Source organism: Collimonas antrihumi (assembly GCF_018304965.1).
GTDB classification, from domain to species: domain Bacteria; phylum Pseudomonadota; class Gammaproteobacteria; order Burkholderiales; family Burkholderiaceae_D; genus Collimonas; species Collimonas antrihumi.
Genome location: NZ_JAGQED010000017.1, coordinates 15192 through 27571, shown reverse-complemented (window position 1 = coordinate 27571; position 12380 = coordinate 15192). Strand labels below are relative to the sequence as shown.

Genomic DNA, 12380 nt, shown 5'->3' with positions numbered 1-12380 from the left:
GATCATGAAACATAAAGTTAAGAATATCCATTTTGTAGGTATCGGCGGCAGCGGCATGAGTGGCATCGCAGAGGTGCTGTTGAATCTCGGCTACACGATCTCTGGCTCCGATCTCGGCAGCAATGCGGCTACTCGGCGATTGGTAAGCTTGGGCGCCAAAATCAGCAAGGGACATGCAGCCGCGAATATCGATCAGGCGCATGCGATCGTCACGTCGACTGCGGTGCAAGCGGATAACCCGGAAGTGGTTGCCGCGCGTGAAAAGCATATTCCTATCGTGCCGCGCGCAGTCATGCTGGCAGAGTTGATGCGCCTCAAGCGCGGCATCGCGATTGCCGGCACGCACGGCAAGACCACCACCACCAGCCTGGTGGCGAGTGTGCTGGCGCAAGGCGGCCTGGATCCGACTTTTGTGATCGGCGGCCGCCTCACCAGCGCTGGCGCCAACGCTAAACTGGGTTCCGGCGACTTTATCGTAGCCGAAGCCGATGAATCGGACGCTTCGTTCCTGAATCTGTCGCCGGTGATTGAGGTCATCACCAATATCGACGCAGATCATATGGATACCTATGATCACGATTTCAACAAACTGAAGCAGGCCTTTGTCGAATTCACCCAGCGCCTGCCGTTTTATGGCGTGGCGGTGTTGTGCATGGATGATGCCAATGTGCGTGAAATCATGCCGCAGATTTCCAAGCTGATTACTACCTACGGTTTCCATGAAGATGCCGATGTGCGCGCGATCGATGCCAAGGCAGTGGCCGGTCACATGCAATTCACGGTGATTCAAAAAGGTTTTGCGCCGATGCCGATCAGCCTCAACCAGCCTGGCATGCACAATGTCCAGAACGCCTGTGCAGCGATTGCGATTGCGCGTGAGCTCGGTGTTGCGGATACCGCGATTCAGCAGGCGTTGACAGAATTTAACGGCGTTGGCCGGCGCTTCACGCGCTACGGCGAGATCAAACTGCAGGATGCCGCCGGCAAGCCAAATGGTGAGTTTGCGCTGGTTGACGATTACGGTCATCACCCGGTGGAAACCGCAGCGACGATTTCGGCAGCGCGCGGGGCCTATCCGGGACGCCGCCTGGTGCTGGTATTCCAGCCGCATCGTTACACCCGTACCCGCGATCTGTTTGAAGATTTTGTAAAAGTGCTGTCGACGGTTGACGTGCTGGTGCTGGCGGAAGTGTACGCCGCCGGCGAAGCGCCGATCGTGGCGGCCGACGGCCGCGCTTTGGCGCACGCCTTGCGGGTTGCGGGCATGGCCGAACTGGTGTTTGTGGAAGACATCAACGATATGCCGGCTTCGATCCTGAACATAGCCCGCGACGGCGATGTGGTGATGACGATGGGGGCCGGCTCGATTAGCGGAGTACCTGGCAAGTTGGCGCAACTGGTAGAGCAATAGGCAAGAGTATAGACATGAGCAAAAAAATGACAGGTCATCAATTCGGAAAAGTCGGCGTGCTGTTCGGCGGGCGTTCGGCCGAGCGCGAAGTTTCCCTTATGTCTGGAGCCGGCGTGTTGCAGGCATTGAAAAGCCAAGGTGTCGACGCCCATCCGTTTGATCCGGGCGAGCGTAGCCTGGCAGAACTGGCGGCGGAAAAATTCGATCGCGTGTTCATCGCCTTGCACGGCCGCTACGGCGAAGACGGCACGCTGCAAGGCGCACTGGAGCAGCTAGGCATTCCGTACACCGGTCCGGGCGTGATGGCGTCTGCGATTGCGATGGACAAAGTGATGACCAAGCGTGTCTGGCACAGCATGGCATTGCCGACGCCGCGTTTCATTGTCCTGGATGCTCACAGCGCGACGCGGGAAGAGTTGCGCCAGGTGCCGGATTTGCTGGGTTTGCCGCTGATGCTGAAAGCGCCGCATGAAGGATCGACCATCGGCATCAGCAAGGTCGCGGGGTATTCCGACATGAACGAGGGTTTTGCCCTGTGCGCCAAATATGATGAGGCGGTGCTGGCTGAAGAGTTCATCACCGGGCGCGAGTTGACGGTGCCGGTGCTGGGCGCCGGCCGTAACGCCCGCGCCTTGCCGATCGTCGAGATTCGCGCACCGGAAGGTAACTACGATTATCAGCATAAATATTTTACCGACGACACCAAGTATTTGTGCCCGGCGCCGCTGGATGATGCACTGACACAGCGCATACAGTCGCTGGCGGTGCAGGCGTTCAACGCCCTTGGATGCGAGGGCTGGGCGCGAGTCGATTTCATGTTGCGTTCATCGGATAACGAGCCGTTCCTGCTGGAGATAAATACCTCGCCAGGCATGACCGGCCATTCGCTGGTGCCGATGGCGGCCAAGGCGGACGGTGTCAGTTACGAAGATCTGTGCGTCGAAATACTGAAGTCGGCCTCGCTCGAATTGAAGCCGTCTAAAGACTGGAAGCCGGATTGATCCCGGTTTGGAAAAGAAAGCATGAATATTGCAAGAAACAATTTTAAAAATTAACTAACGATCCAAGCGATAAAGTCGATAACCATGTGGCAAGACATCAAAATGCTGAACGCGATCTCCGGCACCTTGCTGGGACTGGCTGCGCTCGCATTGCTGGCGTCTGGCGTCTGGTGGCTGGCGCAGCGTCCGATGTTTACGCTGAAGACGATTCGGATTGAACCTGCCGCGCAGAGTGAACTGCGGCGCGTCAATCCATTGATTGTCAGGGCCAGCGCACTGCCTCGCATCAGGGGTAATTTTTTTACCGCCAACCTGGATACGGTGCGCACTGCATTTGAATCGGTGCCATGGGTACGCAAGGCGGCGGTACAGCGGGAGTGGCCGAACACGCTGATCGTGACGATTGAAGAGCATCAGCCGCTGGCGACCTGGGACGATGACGGCCGTTTGCTGTCGGTATATGGCGATTTGTTTACCGCCAATCTGGACGAAGCGGAAGAGGACGGCGAGCTGTTGCGCATGTCGGGTCCGAAAGGCAGCGAGAGGGATGTAACGGCGCGCCTGGCGGATTTTCGGGCATGGTTTGCGCCGCTGAAGCTGAGTCCGGTCGAAGTGGATTTATCGACGCGTTATGCATGGACCGTGAAGCTGGACAACGGCATGACGGTAGAGTTGGGGCGAGAGCAGAACAAGAACACGCTGAAAGACCGTGTGGCACGACTGGTGCAGATTTATCCGCAATTGCTGTCGCGTTTGCAGAACCGGATTGAAAGTGTGGATATGCGGTATCCGAATGGCTTGGCGCTGAAGGCGAGCGGCTTGTCGAGCGGATTGGGAAGCAAGAAAAAATAAGCGAAACACTATGACAAAAGACGCAAAAAATTTGATCGTCGGTCTCGACATCGGTACCTCCAAAGTGGTGGCCGTGGTTGCCGAGGTATTGTCCGACGGGCGCCATGAAGTCATCGGCCTGGGCCAGGCTGAATCCAAGGGGTTGAAAAAAGGCGTGGTGGTGAATATCGAAGCCACCGTCGAATCTATCCAGCGCGCGCTGGAAGAAGCTGAGCTGATGGCCGACTGCAAGATCCGCAATGTCTACACCGGGATCGCAGGCAGCCATATCCGCAGCTTCAATTCCAGCGGCATGGTGGCGATCAAGGATAAGGAAGTCAGCGCAGCCGATGTCTCGCGCGTTATAGAAACGGCCAAGGCCGTCAATATTCCTACCGACCAGCAACTGCTGCATACCGTGCCGCAGGAATTTATTGTCGATAGCCAGGAAGATGTGCGTGAACCAATCGGCATGAGCGGCATCCGACTGGAAGTGAAAGTGCACATCGTCACCGGTGCGGTATCGGCGGTACAGAACATCGTCAAATGCATCCGGCGCTGTGGACTGGAAGTGTCGGACCTGACCTTGCAGCCGCTGGCATCGGCAGACGCCGTATTGACATCCGACGAGAAAGAGCTGGGTGTGGTGCTGGTTGATATCGGTGGCGGTACTACCGACGTTGCAGTGTTCACTGAAGGCGCGATCCGGCATACCGCGGTGATCCCGATTGCCGGCGACCAGATTACCAACGACATCGCAATGGCGCTGCGTACGCCGACCAATGAAGCGGAAGAAATCAAGCTGCGTTACGGCGTGGCCAAACAGATCCTGGCCGACCCGGGTGAAACGCTGGAAGTGCCTGGCCTGGGCGATCGTAATCCACGCACCTTGTCGCGCCAGGCTTTGGCGGCAGTGATCGAACCGCGTGTCGAGGAGTTGTTTGCGCTGGTGCACCAGGTAGTGCGCGAGTCGGGATATGAAGAGGTGTTGTCGAGCGGTGTGGTGTTGACCGGCGGCTCGGCGATGATGCCCGGCATGATCGAGCTGGCGGAAGATATTTTCCTCAAGCCTGCGCGCCTGGGCACGCCGGAGTATCACGGCCAGTTGGCTGACGTGGTGCGCAGCCCGCGCTATTCGACTGTGCTGGGTTTGTTGCTGGAAGCGAAAAAGCAATACCTGCGTGGTTACATCGTGACACGTCAGGAAGGTTCGGCGAAGGCGATCTGGCAGCGTATGAAGGAATGGTTCCTGGGTAATTTTTAATGCGGTTTTAATTCGGCTTTTAATACGTTTTCAATACGAGATTTGTTTTTAACGTTGTTTGTGCAACACGCAGTTGTCAGTTGCTAGGTCTCACACAGCGTGATGCCTATTGACTGAATGCTGCATCTTTATGAGGAAATATCATGGAAATCGATATGCTTGACAATGCAACATTGGGCACGGTGATTAAAGTCGTCGGCGTCGGTGGCGCTGGCGGTAATGCGGTCCAACATATGATCAACAAGGGTGTGTCCGGCGTGGAGTTCATTGCCGCTAACACTGATGCACAGGCGCTCAAGCAATCGAAGGCGCATAACGTGATCCAGATCGGCGAGACCGGCCTGGGTGCCGGTATGAAGCCGTCGGTTGGCCGTCAGCTGGCCGAGGAATCGCGTAGCCGCATCGAAGATGCGCTGCGCGGGGCGCACATGGTGTTCATCGCCGCAGGCATGGGCGGCGGCACCGGCACCGGTGCCGCACCGGTGGTGGCGCAGATCGCCAAGGAACAAGGCGCGCTGACGGTGGCGGTGGTGTCGAAGCCATTCTCCTACGAAGGCCAGAAGTGCATGGACATCGCCGATGAAGGTCTGGAAGCATTGTCCCAGCATGTCGATTCGCTGATCATCATTCTCAACGAAAAGCTCGAAGAGATTTATGAAGACGACAGCATGATGGAGTGGCTGCAACACGCCGACGACGTACTCAACAATGCAGTTGCCGGGATCGCCGAAATCATCAACGTGCCTGGTCATATCAACGTCGACTTCAATGACGTCAAGACCATCATGGGCGAACAAGGCAAGGCGATGATGGGTACTGCTACCGCGCACGGTGTAGATCGCGCGCGTCTGGCTGCGGAACAGGCAGTTGCTTCGCCGCTGTTGGATGGCATCGATTTGTCCGGCGCCCGCGGGGTGTTGGTCAACGTTACTGCCAGCCGCAGCCTGAAGGGTAAGGAGATCAAGGAAGTGATGGCAACCGTGCGTGCTTTTGCGGCGCCGGATGCATCGATTGCCCAAGGGATTGCCTACGATGAAACCATGGGCGACGATATCCGCGTCACCGTGGTGGCAACCGGTCTCGGCCGCGCGCGCAAGTCGGTGCAATTGGTGCAGACGCCAATGATGCGTACCGGTACCCACAACGAGCCGATGATGCACGGCCAGGCTTCGGTGGGGCATGGCAGCTCTTCGTTCGAAGGCATGAAGGCGCCGGCGGTATGGCGCCGTGAGTCGGCCTCCGATACGGTGCGGGCTTTGGAAAAGAACGGTATGGAAACTTACGACATTCCGGCTTTCCTGCGCAAGCAGGCTGACTAAGGTCGATTAAGGTCGGGTTGTTTTGACCGGCGCTGACGGTGGGATCGTATACCTGCTATCAGCCTCCGGGTTCTGCATGAATTTGCGGAACAAGGCATACTGCGGTTTCCACGCCGCGTCGACAGGCGCGGCGTTTTCTTTTGTAGTGCCCATTAACACTATTCCGGATTTCTCAAAATTTGTCGCGTGGCTTGAGGTAAGCTCCAAAAAAACTTCGTCATCCTCGCGAACGCGGGGATCCAAGTTACTGCATAACGTTGCAGCTAAGATGGATTCCCGCGTTCGCGGGAATGACACATCAGGAGTTCTTTGAGATATCGCGAGGTTGCGCTGCACATTTTTAGAGGCTCCATTACCTAGACAAGGAATAAATCATGACTATCAAGACCGGCGATCGCCTGCCAGAAGGCAAATTAGCAGAATTCATCGAAACCGAAACCGAAGGTTGCGCACTTGGACCCAATACGTTCAATGTCAGCGATCTGGTCAAAGGCAAGAAAATCGCCTTGTTCGCGGTACCTGGCGCTTTCACGCCGACTTGTTCCGCCAAGCACCTGCCGGGCTATATCCAGCACGCAGCGGAATTCAAGGCCAAGGGCGTTGATGAAATCTGGGCGATTTCAGTCAATGATGCGTTCGTGATGGGCGCCTGGGGCCGTGATCAGAAAGCCACCGGCATCGTGCGTTTGCTGGCTGACGGCAATGCCGATTTCGTCAAGGCGCTGGGCCTGGACGCCGATTTCGGCAAGTTCGGCATGGGCGTGCGCTCGCAGCGTTTCTCGGCGCTGATCGATGATGGCGTGGTCACGCAGCTGAACGTTGAGCAAGGCGGCAAGTTCGAAGTGTCCAATGCAGAAACCCTGCTGGCGCAACTGGCTTAACCTGCATTCAAAGCTGTAGACAAGGCGGCGCTAGTCCGAAGGCTAGCGTCGCTTTTTAATTGTGCAAGCAGAAACATGAAGCCGTGTTTTTTACCCCACAGTGGCTACACATCGTTACAAAATAATTATCAGCCAGATTTATAATGTCACCATGTTGAAACAACGCACCATCAAGAAAATTGTCAAGACGACAGGCATTGGCGTCCACTCAGGCACCAAGGTCGAGCTGACCCTGCGTCCGGCCGCCGTGGACACCGGGATCATTTTCCGTCGTGTCGATATCGACCCGGCCGTCGACTTCCCGGCGAAAGCCACTGAAGTCGGTGATACGCGAATGGCCTCGGTGCTGGTCAAGGACGGGGTGCGGGTATCGACCATCGAGCATTTGATGTCTGCCTGCTCGGGGCTTGGCATTGATAATCTGTATGTCGATGTCACTGCCGAAGAAATTCCCATCATGGACGGCTCGGCGTCATCGTTCGTGTTCTTGCTGCAGCAGGCCGGGCTGGAAGAGCAGAACGCGGCCAAGAAATTTGTCCGCATCAAAAAAACGGTTGAAGTCCGCGAAGGCCAGGGCGCGCGCGAAAAATGGGCGCGGCTGGATCCTTGCAATGGTTTCAAGCTCAAGTTTTTTATCGAATTCAATCACCCGGCGGTGGATGGCACCGGCCAGACCGCCGAGGTCGATTTCAGCGTCCAATCGTATGTGAAGGAAATCGCGCGCGCGCGTACTTTCGGCTTCATGCAAGATGTCGAAACCATGCGCGGCCTGGGACTGGCGCGCGGCGGCTCGCTGGAAAATGCGATCGTGATGGATGAATACCGGATTCTCAACAGCGACGGCTTGCGCTATGAAAACGAGTTCGTCCGCCACAAGATCCTGGATGCTATCGGCGATTTGTACCTGATCGGTCATCCGCTGCTGGCCAGTTACACCGCCCACAAGTCCGGCCACGGATTGAATAACCAGTTGTTGCGCGCTTTATTGGCTCAGCCGGATGCGTATGAGGTGGTCAGCTTCGATGAATTGACCGAGGCGCCGGGTGCCTACCAACGCCAGGTCGGGCAAGAGTGGGCTCTGAATTGATTTTTTGCCAAGTGTTTGTGTATAATGTCATTTTTGCAAGATGACGTTTTTCTTTGCCTATAGCGGCTTGATGATTTATTTTTTGTCGCTATAGCGTCTGACCATCGCTGCGATAGCATTTTTCAGTGCTTCATTTGCAGCTGATGGTTCCAGTTCTTCCATCAACGAAGAGAATGCCGAAACCGCTTTGGATGAAAGCAGGGCTTGCTTGACTGCAGGCGCTTTCGTTAGGTTTTGGCTTACTTGCACTTTGATTCGGATTGCATTAATCTGCCAATTTCCTGCTAGCAATTGGTTTTGCAAGCGTGGCAGTTGCTGCTTCAATTTGCTTGCAAGGGCTGCGTTGGGCGCTGACAGTACCAGTTGCCCGGCTTCGCATTGCAATACTTCGCAGGTACTGAACATGGCAGGCAATTCGGCGGCAATTTGCTTTTGCAATGCCGCCATGCGTGTGACAGCGGGTAGCAATGCCGCCATCTTGTCATTTCCCCGTAAAAAATCGGTAGCGGCTTTTTGAGTCTGAGGCCTGGAACCCGTTGTCGCTGGCCGGTAAGAAGAAGGTGAGAGTCTACGCATGATGGTGAAACCTTATCACACCTGTGACCTATTTATGGCGTCACCGGAGTTGCAATGCAGGTAATTCTGTTGCACCCGCGTTTTAATCGCGCAAAATCCATCACTTTAGGCGCCAGGCATATCAGCTTGATGATCGCGGCCTTTCTACTGGCGGTATTGCTGGCGACCGGATTGCTGTATTTCCTCACGGCCCGCTACGCGGTCGGTCTGCCGTTTGTCGGCAAGGCAGCCAGCAGCTCTGCTGCCGGATTGCAGGATAAAGATAAATACCTGAAAGAAAATCTGGCGGCGATGGCGATCAAGCTCGGTGAAATGCAGGCGCAGCTGATGCGCCTGGATGCGCTGGGCGAGCGGGTTCAGGGCCTGGCAGGCGTCAAGCCGGAAGAATTCAATTTCAAGGAGGCGCCCGGACGCGGTGGCGCCGAATCCAGCAGCCTGTACGACAGGCGCTCTCACGACATGAGCATGAGCGAGTTCCAGCAAGCGCTGGACGCCATGTCGCGCGATGTCGGTTATCGCGCCGATTATCTGAATGTGGTTGAAACCGTGCTGATGAGCGACCGCATCAAATCCAAGCTGCTGCCAACCAACCAGCCGGTTAACGTCAACTACAATTCATCGAGCTTCGGCTGGCGGCTCGATCCGTTTACCGGCCGTAGCGCATTTCATGAAGGGCTGGATTTTCCAGCATCGGTCGGCACCGCTATTGTTGCTGCTGCCGGGGGGGTGGTGATTGCTGCCGAGTATCATCCGCAATACGGCAACATGCTCGATATCGATCACGGTAACGACATCATTACCCGCTATGCGCACGCGTCGAGGCTGTTCGTTAAAGTGGGCGACATTGTGCAGCGCGGCCAGCATATTGCCGATATCGGCACTACCGGACGCTCCACCGGGCCACATTTGCATTTCGAGGTAAGAATCAAAGGCGTGGCGCAGGATCCGCGCAAGTTCTTGAATGCCGGCACCGATCTGGCGAAGGCGGCAATATTGGCAGGAAAGTAAGGATGTTGTTGTAATGCAAGCAGTATTGCCAGGAATAAGGTCAATGCGAGTGTCAATGCGACAGCCAATACGGCACAATTTGCGCAACTTGCTATTGTTTCCTGGTGCATAACCCCAATGTGTCGGGGACTGCATGATAAAATTCTCCGATTATTTATTTAGCCACAGCCCGGTTTCGTGTCCATTCACAAGATGCCACGGAATGCCGCCGGCGCTTTTTTTAGAATCCAAGCATGTCATTACTGACCCAGATTTTCGGTAGCCGCAACCAGCGCCTGCTCAAACAATATAAAAAAGTCGTCCGACAAATTAATGCGCTTGAACCGGCATTCGAAAAACTGTCCGATGCTGAGCTGCAGGCTAAAACGCCGGAGCTGAAGCAGCGCATTGCCGGCGGTGAAAAGCTCGACGCTTTGTTGCCGGAAGCATTTGCGGTTTGCCGCGAAGCCGGTAAGCGGGTCTTGAAAATGCGTCACTTCGATGTCCAGCTGATCGGCGGCATGGTATTGCATTACGGAAAAATTGCCGAAATGGGTACCGGCGAAGGCAAGACGCTGATGGCGACCTTGCCAGCGTACCTGAATGCACTGACCGGCAAGGGTGTGCACGTGGTGACCGTCAATGATTACCTGGCGCAGCGCGATGCGGAATGGATGGGGCGCCTGTATGGCTGGCTCGGCCTGACTACCGGCGTCAACCTGTCGTCGGTTGAGCACGATGCCAAGCAAGTTGCTTACTCTGCTGATATCACCTATGGCACCAACAACGAATTCGGTTTCGACTATCTGCGCGACAACATGGTGTACGACGCCGCCGACCGCGTGCAGCGCGCCCTGAATTTCGCTATCGTCGATGAAGTCGACTCGATCCTGATCGACGAAGCGCGTACCCCGCTGATCATTTCCGGCCAGGCTGAAAATCATACCGATCTGTATTACAAGATCAATGAAGTGCCGCCAATGCTGATCCAGCAAATCGGCGAAGAAACGCCGGACGGCAAGGGCAAGATTGAAGTGCCCGGCGATTACACCAAGGATGAAAAAGCCCATCAGGTCCTGCTGACGGAAGCCGGCCACGAAAAGGCTGAGCAGATCCTCACCAACATGGGCTTGCTGGCAGAAGGCGCATCGTTGTACGACGCCGCCAACATCAGCCTGATCCATCACCTGTACGCCGCACTGCGCGCCCACTCCCTGTACTTCAAGGACCAGCACTACGTGGTGCAAAATGGCGAAATCGTCATTGTCGATGAATTCACCGGCCGCATGATGACTGGCCGTCGCTGGTCGGACGGCTTGCACCAGGCGGTTGAAGCCAAGGAAGGCGTCAAGATCCAGAACGAGAACCAGACTCTGGCCTCGATTACGTTCCAGAATTACTTCCGCATGTATGGCAAGCTGGCCGGCATGACCGGTACCGCCGATACCGAAGCGTACGAATTCCAGGAAATCTACGGTCTGGAAACCGTGGTGATTCCGCAAAACCGGCCGAATCAGCGTAAGGACCGGCAGGATCAGGTCTACAAGACTGCGCAGGAAAAATATAATGCGATGCTGAAGGATATTCAGGATTGCTACGAGCGTGGGCAGCCGGTGCTGGTGGGTACGACCTCGATCGAAAACTCGGAATTGCTGGCGGGGATTCTGGCTAAGGCCAAGCTGCCGCACAATGTGCTGAACGCCAAGCAGCATGCGCGTGAAGCGGAAATCATTGCACAGGCGGGCCGTCCGCAAGCGATCACTATCGCTACCAACATGGCGGGTCGCGGTACCGACATCGTGTTGGGCGGAAATGTCGAGAAGCAAATCCAGTTCATCGAAGCAGACGCGGCGCTCAGCGAAACTGAAAAACAACTGCGCTCCGACAAGTTGCGCGATGAATGGCAATCGCTGCACGACCATGTGGTCAATTCGGGCGGTTTGCATATCATCGGTACCGAGCGTCACGAATCGCGCCGGGTGGATAACCAGTTGCGTGGCCGTGCCGCGCGCCAGGGTGATCCAGGCTCTTCGCGTTTCTATCTGTCGCTGGATGACGCTTTGCTGCGCATCTTCGCCGGCGATCGTGTGCGCGCGATCATGGATCGTCTGAAAATGCCGGAAGGCGAGCCGATCGAGGCTGGTATCGTATCGCGCTCGATTGAATCGGCGCAGCGCAAGGTAGAGGCGCGTAACTTCGATATCCGTAAGCAGCTGCTGGAATATGACGATGTCGCCAACGATCAGCGCAAAGTGATCTATCAACAGCGTAATGAGCTGTTGGAATCGCAAGGCGTTTCCGAAACCGTCGCATCATTGCGAGAAGGCGTGCTGGATGATACTTTCCGCACCTATGTGCCGGAAGAGTCGCTCGAAGAGCAGTGGAATATTCCCGCGTTGGAAACGGCCCTGGCCAACGACCTGCATCTGGAAGTGCCGCTCGGTGAGATGCTGAAATCGGAGCCGAACCTGACCGACGAGGAACTGCTGGAGCGTGTGCTGACGGCGGCTAATACTACCTATGACGCGAAGACTGAAATCGTCGGCAAGGAATCGTTCGCCGGTTTCGAGCGCAGCGTCATGCTGCAAAGCGTCGACAGCCATTGGCGCGAACATCTGGCAGCGCTGGACCATCTGCGCCAGGGGATTCATCTGCGCGGTTACGCACAAAAGAATCCGAAGCAGGAATACAAGCGCGAGGCGTTTGAATTGTTCGGCCAGATGCTGGATCTGATCAAGAATGAAGTGGTCAAGGTGGTGATGACAGTGCGCATCGAAAACCGTGAAGAAATTGCGGCGGTAGAAGAAGAGCTGGCGCAATCCCACGTTGAAAATGTGCATTATCAACACGCTGATTTCGATCCAAATGCAGCGCCGGAAGCATTGCTGGCACCAACCGCGCATAGCGAAGAGTCGCACCAGCAGGGCAATGCGGTACCGAAAGTCGGCCGTAACGACCCTTGTCCTTGCGGTAGTGGCAAGAAATACAAGCAATGCCATGGTCAACTGATGTAATCGGGAGTG

Annotated in this window: 10 protein-coding genes; 9 read left to right on the top strand and 1 reads right to left on the bottom strand. The window is 55.9% G+C overall.

Annotated elements, in window-relative coordinates; translation table 11 throughout:
- Positions 1-4: 4 nt before the first annotated feature.
- The 7 genes from murC to lpxC all read left to right on the top strand — a co-directional run bounded on the left by murC (position 5) and on the right by lpxC (position 7794).
- Complete coding sequence (murC, locus tag KHU29_RS14695; protein WP_211453531.1) at positions 5-1411, top strand: UDP-N-acetylmuramate--L-alanine ligase; 1407 nt, start codon at positions 5-7, stop codon at positions 1409-1411.
- Between the two features lie 14 nt (positions 1412-1425).
- Positions 1426-2412 carry a D-alanine--D-alanine ligase gene (locus KHU29_RS14690; RefSeq protein WP_211453529.1) on the top strand — a complete coding sequence of 329 codons (987 nt, stop codon included), beginning with the start codon at positions 1426-1428 and terminating at the stop codon, positions 2410-2412.
- A gap of 84 nt (positions 2413-2496) precedes the next feature.
- Complete coding sequence (locus KHU29_RS14685) at positions 2497-3264, top strand: cell division protein FtsQ/DivIB (protein WP_211453528.1); 768 nt, start codon at positions 2497-2499, stop codon at positions 3262-3264.
- A 10-nt stretch (positions 3265-3274) separates the two neighbouring features.
- Positions 3275-4507, top strand: coding sequence for a cell division protein FtsA (gene ftsA, locus KHU29_RS14680; RefSeq protein ID WP_092415167.1), 1233 nt, complete (start codon positions 3275-3277; stop codon positions 4505-4507).
- 143 nt (positions 4508-4650) lie between these two features.
- Complete coding sequence (gene ftsZ / locus KHU29_RS14675; protein WP_211453527.1) at positions 4651-5826, top strand: cell division protein FtsZ; 1176 nt, start codon at positions 4651-4653, stop codon at positions 5824-5826.
- Between the two features lie 374 nt (positions 5827-6200).
- Positions 6201-6707 (top strand): peroxiredoxin, encoded by a 507-nt coding sequence (locus KHU29_RS14670; protein ID WP_211453526.1) that lies wholly within the window; start codon positions 6201-6203, stop codon positions 6705-6707.
- A gap of 151 nt (positions 6708-6858) precedes the next feature.
- On the top strand, positions 6859-7794 hold the full coding sequence (gene lpxC / locus KHU29_RS14665; protein ID WP_211453525.1) for a UDP-3-O-acyl-N-acetylglucosamine deacetylase: 936 nt from the start codon (positions 6859-6861) through the stop codon (positions 7792-7794).
- Between the two features lie 75 nt (positions 7795-7869).
- On the opposite strand, the gene KHU29_RS14660 is transcribed toward lpxC, so the two are convergent.
- Entirely contained in the window at positions 7870-8271 is a 402-nt protein-coding gene (locus KHU29_RS14660; protein WP_343216058.1) for a hypothetical protein, read from the bottom strand.
- Positions 8272-8424: 153 nt separating this feature from the next.
- On the opposite strand from KHU29_RS14660, the gene KHU29_RS14655 reads away from it, so the two are divergent.
- Both KHU29_RS14655 and secA read left to right on the top strand, forming a co-directional pair.
- Positions 8425-9378: a M23 family metallopeptidase gene (locus KHU29_RS14655; protein WP_211453523.1), complete on the top strand. Its 954-nt coding sequence runs from the start codon at positions 8425-8427 to the stop codon at positions 9376-9378.
- A 233-nt stretch (positions 9379-9611) separates the two neighbouring features.
- Complete coding sequence (gene secA, locus KHU29_RS14650) at positions 9612-12371, top strand: preprotein translocase subunit SecA (protein WP_211453522.1); 2760 nt, start codon at positions 9612-9614, stop codon at positions 12369-12371.
- Positions 12372-12380: the final 9 nt, after the last annotated feature.